This is a genomic window from Methylobacterium terrae, assembly GCF_003173755.1.
In the GTDB taxonomy this organism is placed as follows: Bacteria; Pseudomonadota; Alphaproteobacteria; order Rhizobiales; family Beijerinckiaceae; genus Methylobacterium; species Methylobacterium terrae.
This window is the reverse complement of sequence record NZ_CP029553.1, coordinates 2,104,064-2,125,488: the sequence shown is the minus strand read 5'-3', so window position 1 is coordinate 2,125,488 and position 21,425 is coordinate 2,104,064. Positions and strand designations below refer to the sequence as shown.

17 protein-coding genes and 1 pseudogene are annotated in these 21,425 nt (G+C 73.4%); 9 read left to right on the top strand and 9 right to left on the bottom strand.

The features are described from left to right. Nucleotides 1-17: 17 nt before the first annotated feature. A pseudogene (locus DK419_RS29400) lies at nt 18-152 on the bottom strand (acetamidase/formamidase family protein); the annotation flags it as partial. Between the two features lie 126 nt (nt 153-278). On the opposite strand from DK419_RS29400, the gene DK419_RS09485 reads away from it, so the two are divergent. Next, the gene (locus DK419_RS09485) at nt 279-1,160 is read left to right on the top strand and encodes a beta-keto acid cleavage family enzyme (RefSeq protein WP_109958862.1); all 882 of its coding nucleotides are present in this window, start codon (nt 279-281) and stop codon (nt 1,158-1,160) included. Nucleotides 1,161-1,264: 104 nt separating this feature from the next. Here the strand turns inward: DK419_RS09485 and DK419_RS09480 are convergent, their stop codons facing one another. The 4 genes from DK419_RS09480 to DK419_RS09465 all read right to left on the bottom strand — a co-directional run bounded on the left by DK419_RS09480 (nt 1,265) and on the right by DK419_RS09465 (nt 7,336). Continuing rightward, nucleotides 1,265-4,099: an ATP-binding protein gene (locus DK419_RS09480; RefSeq protein ID WP_109958861.1), complete on the bottom strand. Its 2,835-nt coding sequence runs from the start codon at nt 4,097-4,099 to the stop codon at nt 1,265-1,267. A gap of 170 nt (nt 4,100-4,269) precedes the next feature. Further along, nucleotides 4,270-4,683 (bottom strand): DUF3830 family protein, encoded by a 414-nt coding sequence (locus tag DK419_RS09475; protein WP_048450618.1) that lies wholly within the window; start codon nt 4,681-4,683, stop codon nt 4,270-4,272. Between the two features lie 39 nt (nt 4,684-4,722). Continuing rightward, entirely contained in the window at nt 4,723-5,982 is a 1,260-nt protein-coding gene (locus tag DK419_RS09470; RefSeq protein ID WP_208642300.1) for an allantoate amidohydrolase, read from the bottom strand. Nucleotides 5,983-6,001: 19 nt separating this feature from the next. Then, nucleotides 6,002-7,336, bottom strand: a complete 1,335-nt coding sequence (locus DK419_RS09465; RefSeq protein WP_109958859.1) for a dicarboxylate/amino acid:cation symporter — start codon at nt 7,334-7,336, stop codon at nt 6,002-6,004. Nucleotides 7,337-7,519: 183 nt separating this feature from the next. Here DK419_RS09465 and DK419_RS09460 point away from each other — a divergent pair, with 183 nt between their 5' ends. The 3 genes from DK419_RS09460 to DK419_RS09450 all read left to right on the top strand — a co-directional run bounded on the left by DK419_RS09460 (nt 7,520) and on the right by DK419_RS09450 (nt 10,291). Next, entirely contained in the window at nt 7,520-8,437 is a 918-nt protein-coding gene (locus DK419_RS09460; RefSeq protein WP_109958858.1) for a LysR family transcriptional regulator, read from the top strand. A 99-nt stretch (nt 8,438-8,536) separates the two neighbouring features. Next, entirely contained in the window at nt 8,537-9,652 is a 1,116-nt protein-coding gene (locus DK419_RS09455; protein ID WP_109958857.1) for a D-alanine--D-alanine ligase family protein, read from the top strand. Nucleotides 9,653-10,015: 363 nt separating this feature from the next. Next, nucleotides 10,016-10,291 (top strand): hypothetical protein, encoded by a 276-nt coding sequence (locus DK419_RS09450; RefSeq protein WP_162561181.1) that lies wholly within the window; start codon nt 10,016-10,018, stop codon nt 10,289-10,291. A 250-nt stretch (nt 10,292-10,541) separates the two neighbouring features. Here the strand turns inward: DK419_RS09450 and mdoH are convergent, their stop codons facing one another. Beyond that, on the bottom strand, nt 10,542-12,374 hold the full coding sequence (mdoH, locus tag DK419_RS09445) for a glucans biosynthesis glucosyltransferase MdoH (RefSeq protein ID WP_109958855.1): 1,833 nt from the start codon (nt 12,372-12,374) through the stop codon (nt 10,542-10,544). A gap of 72 nt (nt 12,375-12,446) precedes the next feature. Between mdoH and DK419_RS09440 the strand changes: the two genes are divergently transcribed. The 4 genes from DK419_RS09440 to DK419_RS09425 are packed head-to-tail and all read left to right on the top strand — an operon-like array spanning nt 12,447 to nt 15,679. Further along, nucleotides 12,447-13,349 carry a zinc-dependent alcohol dehydrogenase gene (locus DK419_RS09440; RefSeq protein WP_425352664.1) on the top strand — a complete coding sequence of 301 codons (903 nt, stop codon included), beginning with the start codon at nt 12,447-12,449 and terminating at the stop codon, nt 13,347-13,349. A 10-nt stretch (nt 13,350-13,359) separates the two neighbouring features. Next, nucleotides 13,360-13,761: a 6-pyruvoyl trahydropterin synthase family protein gene (locus DK419_RS09435; RefSeq protein ID WP_109958854.1), complete on the top strand. Its 402-nt coding sequence runs from the start codon at nt 13,360-13,362 to the stop codon at nt 13,759-13,761. Next, nucleotides 13,761-14,801, top strand: coding sequence for a glycosyltransferase family 4 protein (locus DK419_RS09430; protein ID WP_109958853.1), 1,041 nt, complete (start codon nt 13,761-13,763; stop codon nt 14,799-14,801). Before DK419_RS09435 ends, DK419_RS09430 begins: the two co-directional genes overlap by 1 nt. Further along, entirely contained in the window at nt 14,798-15,679 is an 882-nt protein-coding gene (locus DK419_RS09425; protein ID WP_109958852.1) for a methyltransferase, read from the top strand. Before DK419_RS09430 ends, DK419_RS09425 begins: the two co-directional genes overlap by 4 nt. Nucleotides 15,680-15,798: 119 nt before the next feature. Here DK419_RS09425 and DK419_RS09420 read toward each other — a convergent pair whose 3' ends face one another. From DK419_RS09420 to DK419_RS09410, 3 genes are all read right to left on the bottom strand, one after another. Further along, entirely contained in the window at nt 15,799-17,229 is a 1,431-nt protein-coding gene (locus DK419_RS09420) for a phosphohexomutase domain-containing protein (RefSeq protein WP_109958851.1), read from the bottom strand. Nucleotides 17,230-17,557: 328 nt separating this feature from the next. After that, nucleotides 17,558-19,153: a DHA2 family efflux MFS transporter permease subunit gene (locus DK419_RS09415; RefSeq protein ID WP_425352643.1), complete on the bottom strand. Its 1,596-nt coding sequence runs from the start codon at nt 19,151-19,153 to the stop codon at nt 17,558-17,560. A 16-nt stretch (nt 19,154-19,169) separates the two neighbouring features. Continuing rightward, nucleotides 19,170-20,420: an HlyD family secretion protein gene (locus DK419_RS09410; RefSeq protein WP_109958850.1), complete on the bottom strand. Its 1,251-nt coding sequence runs from the start codon at nt 20,418-20,420 to the stop codon at nt 19,170-19,172. 300 nt (nt 20,421-20,720) lie between these two features. Between DK419_RS09410 and DK419_RS09405 the strand changes: the two genes are divergently transcribed. Continuing rightward, nucleotides 20,721-21,383, top strand: coding sequence for an HdeD family acid-resistance protein (locus DK419_RS09405; protein WP_109958849.1), 663 nt, complete (start codon nt 20,721-20,723; stop codon nt 21,381-21,383). Nucleotides 21,384-21,425: the final 42 nt, after the last annotated feature.

The window sequence follows — 21,425 nt, the reverse complement described above, 5'->3', positions numbered from 1 at the left end:
GACGCGCCAGTATATGCTTAGTATATCGGCAAAGTCGCTTTCGACAGGAGCATGTGCACGCCCCTGTTGCCATCCACCGTCCGGGTGATGCGCAGGCTCCCGGCGAGCGAGCGCGGCATGGAAGCCTGGTTGCGGGTGAGCCCGGTGCCGGCGGAGGCACCGAGGGCCGGCACGTCGTCGGCCCGGCGGGAATGCAGACCGGCCGAGAGCCGGCCCGGGCGGCAGACAGCGGCGCCCGCCCGGCGCATGATGCGCCGGAGACCGACGGGAGGCGCGCGATGACGGCGATCTGGATCGAGGCGGCCCTGAACGGGCCGTGGGGGCGCGAGCGCCAGCCCGGCATCCCGATCACCGTCGCCGAGGTCGTGGCCGACGGGCTCGCCGCGGTCGCGGAAGGCGCGGCGATCGTCCACGTCCACGCCTACGACCCGCGGACCGGGCGCCAGAACGATGCCTGGGAGACCTATGCCCGCATCATCGAGGGCATCCGCGCCAAGTGCGACGCGATCGTCTACCCGACGATCCCGCTCGCCGGCTCAGGCTACGCCGCGAGCGCTTCGGTCCGCTACGCCCACACCGAGGAACTCGCCCGGCGCGGCCTGATTGAGTGGGCGGTGTGCGACCCGGGCTCGACCACCTTCCTGCGCTACGACGAGGTGTCGGGCGAGGACAGCGGCTTCATCTACCAGAATCCGATGCCCGACATCCGCGAGGGCCTGCGCATCGCCCGCACCCATCGGATCCGGCCGGGCTACGCCGTCTACGAGCCGGGCTTCACCCGCCTCGGCGCGGCGCTGGCGGCCCTGGAGCCGCGCCCGCCGGTGCCGGTCTACCGCTTCATGTTCTCGGACGAGTTCGCCTGGGGATTCCCGCCGCGGGAGGCCTATCTCGACGCGCATCTGACGCTGCTCGCCGAGTGCGCGCCGGGCGCGCCCTGGATGGTGGCGGGCCTCGGCGTCGACATCCTGCCGCTGGTCCCGGCGGCGGTCTCCCGCGGGGGCCACGTGCGCGTGGGCCTCGAGGATGCGCCGTGGGGCTCCGCGCAGGGCAACCGGGCCTGGGTCGCGGCGGCGCGCCGGGCGATCGAGGCGGCGGGCGGGGCGGTGGTAGGGGCGGAGGCGGTGCGGCGGGATCTGGCGGGGCGGGACGGGGCGGGCTGAAGCCGCTCGCTTCTCTCCCTCTTCCCCTTTCCCGGATCTCCGTCCGTTTCGCCGCCCCCTTTCCGGGGAAGGGGGGCGGGAGGGCGATCGAGAACGGCGGGTGGTCACGCCGCCCGCAGCGTCTCGATCTGCGCGAGCGCCGCCGCCCGCGCCGCCTCGATCCGGCGCTGGAGGTCGGGCAGGTCGTCGCCGGCGAGGCAGGCCTGCTCGATCTCGCGGCAGAGGTCGGACAGGCCGGTGAAGCCGAGGAGCCCGGCGGCCGAGATCATCGCGTGGGCGTCGTGGGCGAGGCCGGCGCGGTCGCCGCTGCGGGCGCGGAAACGCTGCTCGAGCTCCGCCGCGAGGAGCCCGAGCAGGGCGTCGATCCGTTCCCGGCCCATCAGGCTGCGGGCCGCCGCGAACGCCTCGACGTCGATCAGGACGGGAACCGGGGCGGCCCCGCCGCCATCGGCGCGGTACTGCGCGATCGCCGCGGCGAGCTCGGCGCGCTTGAACGGCTTGCCGACATGGCCGTCCATCCCGGCGGCCCGGAAGGTCTCGAGTTGGGCCGGCAGCACGTTGGCGGTCATCGCGACGATCGGCACCGTGCCGACCGGAGCGGGCAGCGCCCGGATCACCTTCGTGGCGGTGATCCCGTCCATGCCGGGCATCTGCACGTCCATCAGCACGAGGTCGTAGGCCCGCGCCCGCACCGCCTCGATCGCCGCCGCGCCGTCGCCGGCGACGTCGACGCCGTGGCCCTCGGATTCGAGCACCGCCCGGGCGAGGTCCTGGTTGATCGGCACGTCCTCGACGAGGAGGAGGCGGGCCGGGCGCACCGGCTCCGGCCGGCCCTCCGCGGCCTCCGCCGCCGGGGCCGGGCAGGCCGGGAGCGGCACCCGGAACCAGAAGGTCGAGCCGGCGCCGTCCCGGCTCTCGACGCCGATCGTGCCGCCCATCAGCTCGACGAGGCCCTTGCAGATGGCGAGCCCCAGGCCGCTGCCGCCGTATTGCCGCCGGATCGAGCCGTCGACCTGGCTGAAGCGCTGGAACAGGCGGCCGTGCTGCTCGGGGGCGATGCCGATGCCGGTGTCGGTCACGCGGAAGCGCAGCGTCCCGCCCTCGGCATCGACCCGCACCGCGACCCGGCCGGCGGGAGTGAACTTGACCGCGTTGTTGAGGAGGTTGAGCAGGATCTGGCGCAGCCGGTCGGGATCGCCCCGGACCCAGTCCGGCACGGTGGGCTCGAGGGCGACGTCGAGGGCGAGGCCCTTGGGCTCCGACAGGCCGCGCACGATCGAGGCGGCGTTGTCGATCAGCGCCGCGGGGGCGAACGGCACCTCGGCGAGCGCGATGCCGCCGGCCTCGATGCGCGAGAAGTCGAGGATGTCGTCGACGACGGTCAGCAGCGCCCCGCCCGCCGAGGCGATCCGGTCGACGTAGCGCCGGTGGCGGCCCGGCAGGGTGCGGTCGGCCAGCAGCAGGTCGGCGTAGCCGATGACGCCGTTCAACGGCGTGCGGATCTCGTGGGACATCGAGGCCAGGAAGTCGGTCTTGGCCTGGCTCGCCCGCTCGGCGGTGATCCGCGCCTCCTCGAGGGCGCGTGCGTGGCGCTGGCGCTCGCCGACGTCGCGGAAGGTCGCGATGATGGCGGGCTCGCCGGGCGCCGCGCCCGGGATGCGCCGGAACGCCCCCTCGACCCAGACCCAGGCCCCGGTGCGGTGGCGGGCGCGGCAGACCACGCTCACCTGCGCCTCGCCGGCGGCGAGGCGGCGGGCCTGGGTCACCAGGAGCGCGAGGTCCTCGCGGTGGACGCAGTCGCGCAGGCGCATCGCGGCGGCCTCCTCCGGCGTGTAGCCGAGGAGGCGCCGCACCGCCGGCGAGACGTAGCTGCGCCGGCCGTCGTCGTGGGCGAGCACGATCAGCTCGCTGGTGTTCTCGGCGAGCAGCCGGTAGCGCGCCTCGCCGACGGAGAGCATGCCGGCGGCGCGCCGCGCCTCCTCCTCGAGGTCGCGGTGGCGCATCAGGGCCCGGGTCAGCCCGAAGCCGAGGCCGACCAGGACCGCGCTGATCCCGAGCACCACCGCGGCGTCCTGCTGCACGCCCTCGCGCCAGGCGGCCAGCGTCTCGTCCTTCGAGACCCCGGTGGTGACGAGGAGCGGCGCGCCGGAGACGCGCTGGAAGCTGCCGTAGCGCGGCACGCCGTCGATCGGCGAGGGGTTGCCGCCGAAGGTGCCGCCGACCGCGCCGGCGGCCGCCCGCATCAGCGAGCCGCCGGCGACGCTGCGGCCGACCTTGTCCGGGACGTAGGGGTGGCGCACCAGGATCACGCCGTCGCTGCGCAGGAGCCCGATGGCGCCGTTGGGCCCGAGGTCGAGCCGGCCGTAGAGCCGCTGCAGCTCGGTGAGCGAGAGGTCGGCCACCGCCACCAGCGGCGTCTCGCCCGGGCGCGGCATCACCAGGCGGGCGACGCTGACGAACCAGGAATCGGCCGGCCCGACCCGGGTCGGCCAGCCGATCGCGAGCTCGGACTGGCCGACGTCCAGGGCGGAGCGCACCAGCTCGGCGTCGCTCGCGCGGCCCTCGGCCCCGGCCCCGCCCTGCCCGAACAGCACGCCGGCGGTCGTGCCGTCGAGCACCCGCACGGCCATCACCGCCGGGATGTGGGCCATCAGGCCGGAGAGGAGCTGGCGGGTGTAGTTCGGGCTCGCCCCGAAGGTGTGCGCGTCGACCCGCGCGGCGGCGGCGCTGAGCAGCATGTCGACGGAGGAGACGAGGCGGTTCGCCTCCTGGCCGAGCGCCTGCACCACCGCCTCGGCGGTGCTCTGCGCGTCGCGGATCGTGCGCTCGTAGTCGCGGGTGTCGGTCCAGACCGTCACCGTGGCGAGCCCGAGGCAGGTCGTCAGCACGCCCGCCCAGATGCCGCCGACGAGGCTGCGGTAGGACCGTCTCAGGTTCATCTCTCAAGCGCCCCGCGCCCCGCGCTCCGTCCGGGTGCCGAGAAAAGGGCATCCGGACGGGCGGCGCATCAGGGGTACGGGGCGGGCGGTCCCGCCGCAAGGGAATCTTGTCAGAACAAGCGGAGCGGCGGGCCGGCGCCCGCACGGTCGGCCGTCGCGGGGCGAGGCGACTACATGGCCTCGAAGCGGATCGGCTGGGCGCCCTTGAGCAGCGTCATGCGGCCGAGGTCGTAGACGTGCTCGATGCCGGTGGTGATGGTCAGGAAGTGGTTGCCGGCGAGCTGCCCGACCTTGCTCGCGAAGTGCACGCCGCCATAGGCGAGCAGGATCTCGGTCTCGCTGATGCCGCCCGGATACAGGATCATCTGGCCAGGCGCCGGGTAGCTGGTGTGGTTCTCGTAGCCGACGCCGAAATCGAGGTCGCCGAGGGGCATCCACACGCCCTCGCCGCTCCAGCGCACGTGGATGACCTCGCTCACGAAGGGCAGCGCCTTGAGGAAGGCGGCGCAGGTCTGGGGCGCCTTCTCGAGCTCGAGCCGGCCGACGAGGTCGAACGGGCCGGCCTTGATCTTCAGTTCCTTCACGGGGGATCTCCTGGTGGGTGGTGGATCGGCGCCCGGCCGCTAAAGCGAGGACCGGGCCAAGGAATCCGGCCGCAGGTGGCGCAGCACGTCGACGAGCAGGCGCGTCGCCACGTCGACGTCGGCCTGCGTGACCGATTCGGCCGGGGAATGGCTCAGGCCGCCGGCGCAGCGCACGAACAGCATGGCGATCGGGCACAGGCCGGCGAGCGCGAGGCCGTCGTGCCCGGCCCCGCTCGGCAGGCGCAAGGGAGCGAGCCCGAGGCGCGCGACGCCCTCGGCGAGCGCGTCCATCAGCCCGGGCGCGCAGGCGGCGGCGGGCTCGTCGTAGCTCGCCTGCGCCTCGACCGTCACGCCGCGGCGGGCGGCGATCGCCTCCCAGGTGGCGCGCAGCCGCGCGAGGGCGGCGTGGCGCACGGCGTCGCTCGGGCTGCGCAGGTCGAGGCTGAACCGGGTGCGGGCCGGGATGACGTTGACGGCGCCCCGCGGCACCTCGATCTGGCCCACCGTGGCGACGAGGTCCGGCGTTCCCAGCGCCTCGGCCTCGACCGCCAGCACCATCTCGGCCGAGGCCGCCAGGGCGTCGCGGCGCAGGGTCATCGGCACCGTGCCGGCGTGTCCCGCCCGGCCCTCGACCGTGACGACGAGGCGGCTCGCCCCGGCGATCGCCGTCACGATGCCGACCGGCAGACCCGCATCCTCCAGAACCGGCCCCTGCTCGATATGGACCTCGAGGTAGCCGAGCGTCGCGGCGGGATCGCGGGCAAGGGCGCTCACGCCCGCAGGGTCGCAGCCGAACTCGGTCAGCGCCTGCGCCAGGCTCACCCCGTCGGCGTCGCGGGCCTCGAGGAAGCCGGGCCCGACCAGCCCGGCGAGCGCCCGCGAGCCCGTGAGGGTGACGGGGAAGCGCACGCCCTCCTCGTCGCCGAAGGCCAGCACCTCGATCGCGAAGGGCAGGCGCTCGGCCGTCCGGTGCAGGGCCTCGACCGCCGCGATCGCCACCACGACGCCGAGATTGCCGTCGTAGCGGCCGGCATTGCGCACCGTGTCGATGTGCGAGCCGAGGAGCAGGGTCGGGGCGCCGGGGATCGCCGCCTCGTAGCGGCCGATCACGGTGGCGGCGGCGTCGCGCCGGACGCTCATGCCCGCCTCCTCCATCCAGGCCGTCACCTGCCGGGCGGCGGCCGCGTGGGCGGGGGTGAGGTAGAGGCGGGTGAGCCCGTCGGGATCGGCGCTGGCGCGCGCGAGCTCGTCCAGGCGGGCCATCACGCCCGCGCCGAGGGCCGTGTCGGTGTGCTGCATGGCGGTCCCCCGTGTCCGATCAGTGCCCATGGGGTATGGCCGGGGCGCTCGCCTGTCCAGCTTCGGCGGGCGCCGCCAGCACGGCGTCGGTCGAGGCCGGGACCTCGCCGTCGAGGACCCGGCGGGCGCGCTCGCGGTCGATGTCGCCCTCCCAGGCGGCCACCACCACGGTCGCCACGCAATTGCCGACGAGGTTGCCGAGCGCCCGGGCGATGCCGATGAACCAGTCGACCGACAGCACCAGGACGAGGCCGATCACGGGGATCGCCGGCACCGCCGAGAGCGTGGCGGCGAGCACCACGATCGCCGAGCCCGGGACGCCGTGCGCGCCCTTCGAGGTGAGGAGCGAGATGCCGAGGATCAGCGCGAGGTCGTGGAACGACAGGGCGGTGCCGGTGGCCTGGGCGATGAACACCGTCGCGAGGGTGAGGTAGAGCGAGAAGGCGTCGAGGTTGAACGAGTAGCCGGTCGGGATGACGAGGCCGACGGTGGAATCGCGGATGCCGAGAGCCTCGAGCTTGCGCATCACCTGCGGCAGCACGCTGTCCGAGGAGGCGGTGCCGGCCACCACCAGCAGTTCCTCGCGCAGGTAGGCGAGGAGCTTGAACAGGCTGAAGCCGGAAAGCCGCAGGATGCCGCCGAGCACCACGAGAACGAACAGCGCGACGCCGACGTAGAACGTCACCACCAGCTTGCCGAGCTGGAGCAGCGAGCCGGCGCCGTAGCGCCCGACCGTGAACGCCACCGCCCCGAGCACGCCGAGCGGCGCCAGCCGGACGATGAGGCCGATCACCTTGAAGAGGACCGCGGTGATCCGCTCGATCGAGGCGGCGAGCGGCCGGCCGCTCTCGCCGAGCAGCGACAGGCCGGCGCCGAACAGGACCGCGATGATCAGGACCTGCAGGATGTCGCCGCGGGTGAAGGCGTCGAAGATCGTGGTCGGGATGAGCTTGAGCAGGAACGCGGTGGTGTCGGTGACCTGGCCGACATTCGCCGTGTAGCCGGCCAGCGCCTTGGCATCGAGAGTGGCGGGGTCGATCCCCATCCCCTCCCCCGGGCGGACCAGGTCGGCGAGGACGAGGCCGAGCACGAGGGCGATCGTCGTCACCGCCTCGAAGTAGATCAGGGCCTTCAGGCCGACGCGGCCGACTTTGCGCAGGTCGCCGGCCCCGACGATGCCGTGCACCACGACCCCGAACACCAGGGGGGCGATCGCCATCTTGATGAGCTTGATGAAGCCGTCGCCGAGCGGCTTCAACGCCACCGCGAAGTCCGGCCGGACGATCCCCAGCACCACGCCGAGGATCAGCGCGGCCACGACCTGGCCGAACAGCGAGCGGAGGAAGCGGGGCATCGGACGGTCCTTCCCGGGAGATGCCGGTCCCGTGCGGGGGCGTTCACACCCTCTTCCATGCCCGGTCCGGAGCGTCACGGATGGGGCTGCCCCGCCTGGACGTCCAATATTCCGTTGCGTATGGTCCAGTCGTCCTTCGTCTGGATACGGTCCGGACACGCCCCTTCCCGGAGTCGGTCGCCCGTGGAGCTGCGGCACCTGCGCTACTTCGTGGCGGTGGCGGAATCCCTGAGCTTCACCGCGGCGGCGGAGCGGCTCGGCGTGTCGCAGCCGCCGCTGAGCCAGCAGATCCGCGACCTCGAGGCGGAGCTCGGCACGCCGCTCCTCTGGCGCACCAGCCGCAGCGTCGCCCTGACCCCGGCCGGCAGCGCCTTCCTGGCCCGGGCGCGGGCCGTCCTGGCGGAGATGGAGGAGGCCTGCGCCGAGGCACGGGCCGTCGGGGCCGGGCGCACCGGCACCCTCGACATCGGGCTCACCGGCTCGATCCTCGCCGGCCCCCTCGGGCGGCTGATCCGCCGCTTCGGCGAGCTCTATCCCGGCGTGCTGGTGCGCCTGCACGAGATGCCGCTGGGCGAGCAGCCGGCGGCGCTGCACGCCCACCGCACCGATCTCGGCTTCCTGCGCCACCCGCCGGACGATCCGTCCTTGCGGACCCTGCGCGCCTGGCCCGAGGCGGTCGGCGTCGCCCTGCCGGCCGGACACCGCCTCGCGGCCCGCGCCGAGATCGCCCTGGGCGACCTCGCCGGGGAGGCCTTCGTGTCGCTGCGCCTGCGCGATTCGCGCTTCGCCGCCTATCTGCGCGACGCCTGCCTCGCCGCCGGCTTCGCGCCGCGCCTGGTGCAGCAGGTGGTCGAATCGGCCTCGCTGGTGAACCTCGTGGCGGCGGGCCTCGGCGTCGCCCTGGTGCCCGCCTCGATCGGCGCCCTGCCGCGGCCCGACATCGCCTACCGCCCCCTCGCCGGGCCGGCCCCGGTCGCCGACGTCTGCGCCCTCTACCGGACGCCGGCGAGCGCCGTGACCGAGAACTTCCTCGCCCTGATGCGGGACGAGCTCGGCCCATCCGGCTCCCCCTCATCGAGGTCGACCGGCTCCGCCTCGTAGGGTTTCTGAAATCTTCCCCGGGCGATAAGCAGGGTCCCCGCGCGGGGCACGGGCGTGCCGCGGGATCAGGGTTGCCAGGGGAATCCGAGGGTTACGCGCATGACCGAGAAGACCCGCGTCGCCGTCCTGTACGGCGGCAGATCCGGCGAGCACGAGGTCTCGCTGCGCTCCGCCGCCTCGGTGGTGCGCCACCTCGACCGCACCCGCTTCGAGGTGATTCCGGTCAGCATCGACAAGGGCGGGCGCTGGCAGCGCCACGACCTGCGCCGGATCGCGCAGACCGGCGACGAGTCGCTGGCGATCCCGCCGGAGAGCCCCGAGGTGCGCCTGGCGCAAGGGCCGGACGGGCGCGCCGCCATCGTCGGCCTCGAGGCCGGAGCGGAGCGCTCGGAGATCGACGTGGTGTTCCCGGTCCTGCACGGGCCGCTCTGCGAGGACGGGACCTTGCAGGGCCTGCTGGAGCTGACCGAGACCGCCTATGTCGGCTCGGGCGTGATGGCCTCGGCGGTCGGCATGGACAAGGACGTCACCAAGCGGCTCGCCGGCCTCGCCGGCATTCCGATCGCCCCCTACCGCGCCTTCACCCGGCGGGCCTACGAGCGCGGCGCGGTCTCCCTCGACGAGATCGCCGCGACCCTGGCGCTCCCGGTCTTCGTCAAGCCCTGCAACATGGGATCGAGCGTCGGCATCCATAAGGTCAAGGCCTGGGCCGATCTCCCCGCGGCGCTGGCCGACGCCTTCCGGTACGACGTCAAGGTGCTGGTCGAGCAGGGCATCGACGCCCGCGAGATCGAGCTGGCGGTGCTCGACGGCGACCCGCCCTTCGTCAGCGTCGCGAGCGAGCTGAATCCGCAGGCCCATCACGACTTCTACTCCTACGCCGCCAAGTACCTCGACCCCGAGGGCGCGACCGTCGACCTGCCGGCGAGGATCGACCCGGACCGGATGGAGCGGGTGCGGGCGCTCGCGCTCAGGGCCTTCGAGGCGCTCGAATGCAGCGGGCTCGCCCGCGTCGACTTCTTCCTCGACCGGCAGAGCGGGGAGTTCTACCTCAACGAGGTCAACACCCTGCCGGGCTTCACCTCGATCAGCATGTACCCGAAGATGATGGAGGCCTCCGGGGTCTCGTATCCGGAGCTGCTGACCCGCCTCGTGGATCTGGCGCTCGACCGGCACCGGACGCGCCGGGGGCTGAAGCGGGACTTCGCGGATTGAGGGAGACCGCCGCGGCGCCCGTCCCGGCGGAAGACCGGGCATCGCGGCGCGGCGTCGATGGGATCGGCGGGCGGGGCGGGCAGGCAGGACTGTCCGTCACCTCACGATATTCTTGAGAAAGAGTGTCGGCAGGGCCCAGCATCGTCACAAGTGACGATAGGCGCGCACCCGCAAGATGTTTCTAAGTTGTGTCAGGATCGATGGATCCGGCGAGGGGCATCGGAACCGCAACGCACCAGTCCCAGGATCGTGCCGAACGAGCACAATCGGCGGCGCCCGCAATCGAGCGCCGTCGCGGCGCGCTCTCGTACTGTCTCGGCTGCGACCCACCCTCGCTCTCGACGCGAGAGGGAGATCATCACGATGCGTGGATTGATGCTGGGCGCCGCCGTGCTGGCCACGATGAGCGTGTTCGCGGCCACGCCCGCCGCCGCCTGCCAGGGTGCGGCCTGCTACGCGCGGCCGGGCTATGCCGCGGGCCCCGGCGCCGTGCGGCCCGGCGCGACCTACGCTCCTCCCACTCAGGTCGGGAAGACCAACCCGCTGGTCGGCCAGGACGCCGCGACCGCCAAGAACCTGGGCAGGACCGGCGCGGTCCTGAATCCCGGCAACATCAACCCCGGGTTCCGCCCGCGCTGAGCACCACCGCAGGAGGCGTCATCGGCTCCGGCGGTAGACCGCGGTGCGAGCGGGAACGGCCGGCATGGCTGCACCGAGCGGCTCTGCCGGCCCCGCCCGTCATCGTCACCAAGCGCAAACGACCTCGCCCCTCATACCCTCGCGCCTTGGCATCGACACGTCGATGCCAAGGCGTCCGGCGCATCAGCGCCGACGCCCATTCGGGCTTAGCCAGCACCTTGGAACGGGTCCGTTCCAAGGTGCTGCGGTATCAGGGCAGCCCTCGCGGGGTTCGCACGTCCGCGCCACCACCGCGCAGCCGCGCGATCTCCCAGGGCGGCGCGATCTCCTCCCGCGTCGCGCAGAGGCCGGACCGCACCATGGCACGGCCGACGCCCGGGGCCGCGGTGAGGACCGCGAAGGGGACGGCGAGCAGGCTGCCGAGCGTCAGCGGCAGGCTCCAGGCCAGGAGCGCCGGCGAGACGACGGTGAGCGCCCCGCAGACGAGGATCCCGAACAGCGTGACGCCGCCCAAGGCGCGCAGAGCCTCGCGCCAGCGCAGGCCCCGCGCGTCGCGGTCCTGTGCCGCCCAGGACCCGGCGCGGCCGACGAGGAGACCGGCCAGCACCGCGGTGAGCCGCACCGACGACGCGCCGAGCAGCAGGAACGAGGCCGCGACCTCGGCCAGCATCCCGGCGAGGAAGCGCAAGCCCCCGCCATGGGCCGCCCGCGCCCGCCCGTCCGCCAGCACGGCGGCGTAGCCGGCGAGCTTCGGCGCCAGCGAGAGCAGGAGCCACAGGAGGTAGAGCGCGGCCGCGCCCGTCGCCGGGCCGGCTTGCGTCGCGGCCCGCCACGGCAGGAGCAGCAGGGCGAGCGTCAGGGCCGGCGGGTTGAGGAACATCAGGACCGCCCAGGCGAGCTGGAACCGGCTCATCGGCAGGAGACCCGGCATCGGGGGCAGACGCAGGTACTGCATGTTGCCGCGGCACCAGCGGGCATCGCGGACGAGGTGGTCGAGGAGCGTCGGCGGGTTGTCCTCGAAGCTGCCCTCCTCGATCGGCAGTACCCTGACCTCGTAGCCGGCCCGGCGCATCAGCACCGCCTCGACCTGGTCGTGGGAGAGCACCGCACCGCCGCCGCGCAGGGAGGGCAGCCGGCAATGGGCGGCGAAGGGGGCGATGCGCACGACCGCGTTGTGGCCCCAGAACGGGCCGCATTCCGCCCCCCACCAGGCGGCGCCGAGCGTGTAGGGCAGCATGCCGTGGCGCATGCCGAACTGGAACAGGCGGGGAAAGGCGCCCGCGGCCGGCGCCCCCACCGCCAGGCTCTGCAGGATGCCGAGGCGCGGATGCGCCTGCATGATCCGCACGAGGCGCAGGATCGCCGGCCCGGTCATCAGGCTGTCGGCGTCGAGGGGGAGCATCAGGTCGGCGTCGCTGCCGGCGCAGAAATCCTGCAGGTTGCCGGCCTTGTAGCCGGCATTCTCGGCCCGGCGGCGGTAATGGATCCGGTCGGCCTCCTCGGCGGGCAGGCCGGCGCGCCAGGTCGCGACCCAGGCCTCCTCGAGCGGGATCACCCGGGGGTCGTCGCTGTCGCTCAGCACGTGGTAGCGGAAGGCGCCGCCGTGGCCGGTGCGCACCAGGCTCTCGCGCACCAGGGCGAGGCGCGACAGCGCCCGGGCCGGGTCCTCGTTGCGCAGGGTCATCACCACGGCGGTGGTCAGGTGGAGCGGCGCGTCCGCTTCCCCCTCCCCCTGCCCCTGCCCCTCCCCTGCTGCGGCCTGCGGCGCGGCCGCCATCAGGCCGGCGCGGCCGGCCCGCATCAGCTGAAAGCCGATCGCGGCGTTCCAGAATCCCAGCACCGTCCAGGGCAGGGTGGCGAGGCCGCAGGCGAGGAGCGCGAGGTCGATCCCGTCGACGCCGTCCTGCGCCAGCACGCCCCACAGGGCCGCCGCGAACCCCGAGATGGTCGCGAGGTTGAGCCCGAGCACCAGGAGGCGGCGGCGCCGCAGGGTCGGGCAGGCTTGCAGGCCCGTCGGCGTCGTGAGAGGAGCGCGGGCGGGCCCCTCCGCGAGGGGGACGACCGAGGAGTCGGTGTGCGGCATCGTCAGGCATCCGGGAGCGGCACGGCGGAGGCCGTGCGGGCGCTCTGGTATAGCGCGGCCGGGCAAGCGGAGCTGCGGCAAGAGCGCCTGCCCGCGCCCGGCGAGGGCGAGGTCCGGCTGCGGACCCTGTGGACGGCCCTGAGCCGCGGCACCGAGCGGCTGGTCTTCCACGGCCGCGTGCCGGACGCGGTGGCCGACCGGATGCGGGCGCCGGCGCAGGGCGGTGAGTTCTCCTTCCCGGTCAAGTACGGCTACTGCGCGGTGGCCGAGACCGAGGACGGCACGCCCGTCTTCGCGCTCCAGCCGCATCAGGAGGCCTTCAATGCCGCCCCGGCGGCCCTCTGCCCGCTGCCGGAGGGCCTGCCGCCGCGCCGCGCCGTGCTCGCCGCCAACATGGAGACGGCGCTCAACGCCGTGTGGGATTCGGGCGCCGGGCCCGGGGACCGGATCGCGGTGGTCGGCGGCGGCGTGGTCGGGCTCCTCGTCGCCCATCTCTGCGCCGGCCTGCCGGAGGCGGAGGTCCAGGTGATCGACCGCGACCCGGCCCGGGCCGGGACGGCGCAGGGCTTGGACCTCGCCTTCGCGCTGCCGGAGGCGGCGACGCCCGACGCCGACATCGTCGTCCACGCCAGCGCGAGCGAGGCGGGCCTCTCCCTCGCCCTGTCGCTCGCCGGCGAGGAGGCGGGAATCGTCGAGCTGAGCTGGTACGGCGACGCGCCGGTCGCCGCCCCGCTCGGCCTCGCCTTCCACGCCCGGCGCCTGCGCCTCGTCGCGAGCCAGGTCGGGGCGGTGGCGGCCTCGCGCCGCCCGCGCTGGAGCCATCGCCGGCGCCTCGCCAAGGCCCTCGACCTCCTGCGCGATCCCCGTCTCGACGCCCTCCTCACCGAGGAGGTCGCCTTCGACGACCTGCCCGCCGCCCTGCCGCGGCTCCTCGAGCCCGGCGCGCCGGGCCTGTGCACCGTGATCCGCTACTGAAAGGAGCCCCATGTACGCCGTCGAGGTCCGCGACCACGTGATGATCGCCCACAGCTTCAAGGGCGACCTGTTCGGTCCCGCGCAAGGCTTGCACGGGGCGACCTTCGTGGTCGACGTGGCGTTCTTCCGCGAGACCCTGACCCCGGACGGGGTCGTGGTCGATATCGGCCGGGCGGGCGAGGCGCTGAAAGCCGTGCTGGCGCCGCTCAACTACCGCAACCTCGACGACCTGCCGGAGTTCTCGGGCACGAACACCACGACCGAGTTCCTGTGCGGCCACATCCACGCGGCAATGGCCGCGGCGACCCGCGCCGGCGATCTCGGGCCCGGCGGCGAGGGCGTGAGCCGCATCCGGGTCACCCTGCACGAATCCCACCTGGCCCGGGCCTGGTTCGAGGCGCCGCTCGCCTGATGCGCCTCGTCCTCGCCGTCCCGGGCGACCTCTCGGCCCCGACCGGGGGCTACGCCTATGACCGCGCGCTCCTGGGCCACCTGCCGGCGCTGGGGATTGCCGCCACCCACCTCGCCCTGCCGAGCGGCTTTCCGGACCCCACCCCCGACGACCTCGCCGGCACCGCCGCGCGCCTCGCCGCGGTGCCGCGCGACGCCGCCCTCCTCGTCGACGGCCTCGCCTACGGGGCGCTGCCACCCGAGATCGTCCGCGCGGCCGGGCGACCGGTCTCGGCTCTGGTGCATCATCCCCTCGGGTACGAGACGGGCCTGTCGCCGGCGCGGGCGGCGGCGCTGGTCGCGGGCGAGCGCGCGGCGCTCGGGCTGGCGGCCCGCGTGATCGCCACGAGCCGCTTCACCGCCCGGATGCTGGCGTCCGAGTTCGGCGTGCCGCCGGAGCGGATCGCCGTCGCCGAGCCCGGCACGCCCCCCGCCCCGCGGGTCGTGCCGCGGCCCGGCCCCCACGTCCGCCTCCTCGCGGTGGGCACCGTGTCGCCCCGCAAGGGCTACGACGTGCTGGTGCGGGCGCTCTCTGCCCTCACCGATCTCGATTGGTCGCTCACGATCGCGGGCAGCCTCGCGCGGGCGCCGGACGCGGTGGCCGCCCTGCGCGGCCGGATCACGGCGGCGGGCCTCGGGGAGCGGGTCGCGCTCGCCGGGGCGGTGACGGCGGACGCCCTGGAGCGGCTCTACGCGCAGGCCGACCTCGCGGTCTCGGCCTCGCTGTTCGAGGGCTACGGCATGGCCCTGACGGAAGCCCTGGCCCGCGGCCTGCCGCTCGTCGCCACCACCGGGGGCGCGGCCGCCGAGACGGTGCCGGCGGGGGCGGGCCGCGCGGTGCCGCCCGGCGACGCAGCCGCGCTCGCCGCCGCCCTGCGCGACCTGATCGCCGATCCCGAGTGCCGCGCCGAGGCCGCCGCCGCGTCCTGGGCGGCGGGGCAGCGCCTGCCGGACTGGCCCGCGACCGCCGCGGCCGTCGCCGCGGCCTTGAGGACGTCATGAGCGGCTTCAGCCCCGACTGGCTCGCCCTGCGCGAGCCCGCCGACCACGCGGCGCGCGACGCGAGCCTCGTCGCGACCCTCGCCGCCGCGCTCGCCCGAGCCCGGTCGGGCCCGGTGCGGGCGGTCGATCTCGGCTGCGGCACCGGCTCGAACCTGCGGGCGCTGGCGCCTCATCTGGGACCGGCGCAGGACTGGGTGCTCGTCGACCACGATCCCGCCCTGCTCGCCGCCGCCCGGGCGCGCTTCGCGGCCTGGGCCGGGACGGCGGAGGAGACGGAGGAGGGCCTGACCCTGCACCGGGACGGCGCCCGGATCGCGGTGCGGTTTCGCGCCCTCGACCTCGCGGCCGGTCCGGCGGCGGCCCTGACGGACGCGACGGACCTCGTCACCGCCGCGGCCCTGTTCGATCTTGCCGGGGAGGACTGGATCGCCGCGCTCGCCCGGGACGTCGCGGGGATCGGCGCCGCGTTCTACACCGCGCTGACCTACGACGGGCGCGAGACCTGGACCCCGCCCCACCCGGCCGACGCGGCGATCCACGCCGCCTTCCTGGCCCATCAGGCCGGCGACAAGGGGTTCGGGCCCGCCGCCGGCCCGCGCGCGACCGACATCCTGGCCTCGGCCTTCCGCCGCCACGGCTACGCGGTCGAGACGGCGGCCAGCCCCTGGCGCCTCGGGCCGGACGAAGCCGCGCTGCTCGGCGAACTCGCGGAGGGCACGGCGCGGGCGGCCGGGGAAGCCGGCCGCGTCCCGGCGGAGGACGCGGCGGCCTGGGCCGCGGCCCGGCGGAGGCCGGGCACGGCCGCGACGATCGGGCATCGCGATCTCCTGGCGCTGCCCCCGACCCTGCCGCTCCCGGGCTCGAAGCGAACGGCCTGACCGCCCGAAGAGCCTTGCCGAGAAGCCTTGCCCAGAAGCCTTGCCGAGCGGGCCGCGGCGGTCCGGGGCCGGCATGCCGGCATGCGAGCCCGGTCCGCCCGAGCCTCGCGGACGGGCCCTCAGGGCTGCGCCGCCCCTTCTCCCATCGCCGAGGCTGCGGCCGCCAGGCCCCAGCGGACGAGGTCCTCCGCCGCCGCGAGCGTCGTCGCCTCCGCGTAGCACCGCAATTCCGGGGCATTGCCGGAGGCGCGGAAATGGATCGTCCGATCGCCGTCGAGCGCGATCCTGACCCCGTCCCGCCCGTCGACGGCCTGGGGAACGCCGACCGGGCGAAGGAAGTCCCGGCGAAACGCGTCCTCGCCGAGCCGGCGCAGGAGGGCGCCGCTCCGCTCCGCGGCGACGTCGGGCAGCCGGTCGCTCGCGGTCTCGCCGGCGCCGAGCGAGGTCACGAGGTCGGCGAGCGACGTCCCGGCCTGCCGCGTCGCGGCGAGGGCCGCCAGGATCGGCAGCACGGCATCGCGCGTCGGCAGGGCCGGGAGCCTCCTGCCGCCGAGGGCGACGTCCGACCCGAGCAGGAATCCGCCATTGGCCTCGAAGCCGACGACGAGGCCGGCGCCGTCCCCGGCCGCCTGCGCCATGCCGGCGATGACGAAGGGCGAGCCGACCTTGGTGCGCAGCACCGTCCGGAACCCGCCGGCGCGCTCGATGGCCGAGCCGGCCGTGACAGGGACGACGACCGCGTCGGCACCGAGGTACCGGGCGGTGATCAGCCCGAGGATGTCGCCGCGCACGATCCTGCCCGCGGCATCGGCGATCAGGGGCCGGTCGGCGTCGCCGTCGGTCGTCACGAGGGCGTCGAAGCCGCCATCGGCCATCGCGTCGCGGATGAACGCGATGTCCTCGGGCCGGTGGGCCTCGGTGTCGATCGGCACGAAGGTCTCGGACCGGCCGATCGGCACGACGCGCGCGCCGAACGCGGCCAGCAGCTCGGCGAGGAGGTCGCGGGCGACCGAGCTCTGCTGATAGACCGCGACCGTCAGGCCGCTCAGGATGTCGGACGCGAACGCGTCGCGGTAGCGCCGGGCATAGCGGTCGAGCGCGGCCGGCTCGGGCGTGGCGGTCACCGGCGGCGGCAGGGTGCCTGGTGTCGCTCCGTCGCCGAGCGCGGCGAGGATCGCCGCCTCGTCGGCCTTGGTGATCTCGCCGTCGGGACGATAGAACTTCAGGCCGTTGCGATCCTGCGGGATGTGGCTGCCGGTGACCATGACGGCGCAGCTCCCGGTCCGCATCGCCTCGAGCGCGAGGGCCGGGGTCGGCAGGGAGCCGCAATCGACGGCCTCGAAGCCGGCCGCACCGGCGGCGGTGGCGACCGCGGCGGCGATCTCCGGGCTGCTGTCGCGCAGATCACGCCCGATCAGGATCTTGCCGCTCCGAGAGCTGGCAGCACCGACCGAGTCGAAGAAAGCCTTGGAATAGGAATAGCTCGGCCATCCCACAAGATCGACCACCAGACCGCGAAGGCCAGAAGTCCCGAATTTCAAGCCGCTCATCAGAATCTTACTCTCAATCGGTCCAGCAGAGCGCCGAGCATGAACTTGCGCGGATATGACCGCACGCGAAATAGCAGTCAACTCCCGATCCGGCATGCGGCTGCCGCCATGGAAACTCAGAGTCCGCCAGTCGTCCGGCCCAATCGAGAGCAGCAGGCCGGCGCGGCCATGACACGCGGGCCGGCAGTCGCCGTCCACGCCGGGCCGTCCCACGGTGCCGCCGTTGTCGTCGATCCCGTACGGCCAGGCAATCGCCGGGCCTTTCGGGGTTCGGTCGCTCCGATGGTCGCTCAGGATGAGGTCGCAGGCGCTCCGGCTCGTTGGGCCCTCAATGCCCGCCCGCCGGCGCCTCGCCGCCGCGCTTCACGTTCTTGAGGATCATCGCCAGCGGCACCGCGCAGGCCGAGACCACGGCGAGCGCCCAGAACACATCGATATAGGCGAGGAACGCCGACTGGGTCTGGACCTGCCGGCCGATCCAGGCGACGGCCTGGTTCTGGGCGTCGACCGTGCTGGCGCCGCGGGTCGAGAAGAACTGCGTCGCCGCGCGCAGGGTCTCCTTGTAGGCCGGCTCCGAGGGCACGATGTGCTCGACGAGCCGGCTGGTATGGAACTGCTGGCGATAGGCCAGGATGTTCTGGGCGAGCGACACGCCCATCGAGCCGCCGACGTTGCGGGCGACGTTGATCAGCGCCGAGGCCTGGTCGGTCTGGTCCTTCGAGATCCCCTCGTAGGAGGCCGCGGTGATCGACAGGAAGATCATCGGCAGGCCGATGCCGATATAGACGCGCGACCAGACGAAGAAGCCGAAGTTGAGGTCGCCGTAGAGGTTGGTCAGGTCATACATCGCGAAGGCGATGATGGTGGCGCCCGTCGCGATGAGGTACTTCGGTTGGACGTAGGACGAGACGCGGCCGATCACGAACATCATCAGGCAGGTGACGATGCCGCCCGGCGACAGCGCGAGGCCGGCCCAGGTGGCGGTGTAGCCGAAATAGTCCTGGAGCAGCTGCGGCAGGAACTGGGTCGTGGCGATCAGGATCGCGCCGGTGGCGAGCATCACCAGGAAGCACGAGCCGAACTGGCGCTTGGCCAGCAGCCGCAGGTCGATGACCGGGTTCTTGTGGTTCAGCTCCCACGGGATCATCGCCACGAACGACACGACGGTCAGGCAGGCGAAGATCACGATCAGGTTCGAGCCGAACCAGTCCTTGCGCTGGCCCTCGTCGAGGACGACCTCGAGCGAGCCGAGGAAGGTCGCGACCAGGACGAAGCCGACGATGTCGAAGCGCACGCCCTCCCGGCGCAGGCGCTTCCTCTCCTCGACCGCCGATTTCGGATCCTGCACCAGCCACCAGATCAGGAACAGGGCAATGACGCCGACGGGCGCGTTGATGAGGAAGCACCAGTGCCAGGAATACTGGTCGGAGAGCCAGCCGCCGAGCGTCGGCCCGACCACCGGCGCGACCACGATGGCGACGCCGTAGAGGGCGAAGGCCTGGCCGCGCTTCTCCGGCGGGAAGGAATCCGCCAGGATCGACTGCGCCAGCGGCGCCATGCCGCCGCCCCCGAGCCCCTGCAGGATCCGGAAGAACAGCAGCGATTCGAGGCTCCAGGCGAGGCCGCACAGGACCGAGGAGACGGTGAACAGCGCGATCGCCGCCATGAAGAAGGCCTTGCGGCCGTAGCGCTTGGCGAGGAAGCTCGAGGCGGTGAGCACGATCGCGTTGGCGACGAGGTAGCTCGTCACCACCCAGGCCGCCTCGTCCGGGCCGACGGCGAGGCCGCCCGCGATGTAGCGCAGGGCGACGTTGGCGATGGTGGTGTCGAGCACCTCCATGAAGGTGGCGAGCGCCACCACCATGGCGATGATCCAGGGATTGTGGTCGCCGGCGGCGCTGTCGGCGGGGTTCTGACCGCTCACGGCAGGGACTCCCGTCTCAGCGCACGCGCACCGTCGGCACGACCGACATGCCGGGGCCGATCGAGACGTCCTTCGGCCAGTTCTCGACCGTGATCTTCACCGGCACGCGCTGCACCACCTTGACGTAGTTGCCGGTGGCGTTCTCGGCCGGCAGCAGGCTGAAGGCGGTGCCCGAGCCCGGCTGCACCGAATCGACCCGGCCGGTGATCTTGTGGTCGGGATAGGCGTCGATCTCGACATCGACCGCCTGGCCCGGGCGCATGTCGGTGATCTGGGTCTCCTTGAAGTTCGCCGTGACCCAGATGTCGTCGGGCACGAACATGCTGAGCGCCTGGCCGGCCTGCGCGAACTGCCCGACCGCGCCGGTGAGGCGCACCACGCGGCCGGCCTGCGCCGTCGTCACGGTCGTGTAGGACAGGTTGAGCCTGGCCTGCGCCTCCTGGGCCCGGGCCTGGGCGAGGCTCGCCTCGGCACCGGCCTTCTGCGCCTGGAGCGAGCCGATCTGGCGCTGCGCCACCGTCACGGCGGCGTTGGCGCGGTCGACGTTGGCCTGCTGCTGCTGCAGGTTCGAGGTCGATTGCTGCGATTGCTGCACCGAGCCGGCGCCGCGCTGGGCGAGATCCTGGTAGCGGGCGGCATCCTGCTTGGCGAATTGCAGCGCCGCCTTGGCCTGCTCGACCTGGGCCTTGGCCTCCTGGATCGATCCCTGCTGCGCCTGGATCTGGGCGTCGAAGCCCTGGATCTGGGCCTCGGCCGACTGGATCTGCGCCCGCGCCTGCTGGAGCGCCACCTCGTAGTCGCGCGTGTCGATCTGGAGCAGCACGGCGCCGGCCTCGACGTGCTGGTTGTCGGTCACCGGCACGGCGGTGACGTAGCCCGATACCTTGGGCGAGACCGCGAACTGGCGCGCATCGACGAAGGCGTCGTCGGTGCTCTCGTAGGGGTGGATGGAGGTCAGCCAGTACCAGTAGCCGCCGGCCGCTGCGAGGAGGAGCAGGACCGCACCGAGGACGAACCACAGCGGGTGGCGCTTGATCAGGCCCGGCTTCTTCCGCTTGCCCTCGTCGCCCTCGCCGTCCGTGTCTTTCTCGTCCGAGCCCGAATCCTTGTCCGCCACCTCGTCCTGCGGGACGTGCTCGCGCAAGGCGCGGGTGTTTTCTTGCAGCGCCCGCGTGTTCTCGTCGCGCGCGGCATCCGCTCGCGTCACGACGGGCGCCGGCGCGTCCCGTCCCACCGGGGCCTCCGCCCGCGACTGATCGTCCAGCATGTCGTGAATTCCACGCGACGGCCCGCATCCGGGCCGGGCAAGGCGCCCGCCTCGGCTTGGAAGACGCTGCGGCAGAGGCGCCGGTTCCGCATTGCGGCAAAAAAGCCGGCCCGGGGCCGGGATGAACCGGGACCGTGGAGACGTGGTGCGCGCCGCGACCGGCCCGAACGGGGCGAGGACCATGAGGGAAGCTTATCGAAGACGTAAGGTTACCGAAAGCTAACGGAACAGCCGCGCTCTCTCCACGTTCACCCCAAGCAAGGCCTGACCTTGGCGGCCCTCGTCCCGGAGGATGATCGCATGAGTACCGCTTCTCCCCTTCCGAATACGCCGCATGGCGGCGCATCCCCTTACGGCAATGCGGCCGATCCGCTCGCCCGCCTCAACGCGATGAGCGCGGTATTGGCCCGCAACTGGTGGCTGATCGCGCTCCGCGGCGCCTTCGCGATCCTGTTCGGGATCGTGGCGCTGATCGCACCGGGCGCCACGCTGCTGACCCTGGTGATCTTCTTCTCGGCCTACATGCTGGTCGACGGCATCACCGAGATCGTGGCCGCGATCCGGGCGGCGGAGCGGCACGAGCGCTGGGGCTACCTGCTGGCCGCCGGCATCCTCAACATCCTGGTCGGCGTGCTCGCCTTCCTGATGCCGGGCAGCACCCTCGTCGCTTTCATCTACCTCATCGCCGCCTGGGCGCTCGTGACCGGCGCCCTGATGATCGCCGCCGCCTTCCGGCTCCATCTCGATCACGGCCGCTGGTGGCTGGCGATCGGCGGGGCGCTGTCGGTGCTGTTCGCCGTCGCCCTGATCGCGAGCCCGGTGCTGTCGCTTCTCGTCCTGACCTACTGGATGGGCGGCTACGCCATCGCCTTCGGGGCCTTCATGCTGATCCTGGCCTTCCGGCTGCGCAGCCGGCATGTCGGGACGGGTGCAACGGGCGGCGGTACGATGCGGCCGGTGTGAGGGCGCCGCCGCCTGAACCCTCCCCCCTCTGCGGGGGAGGGT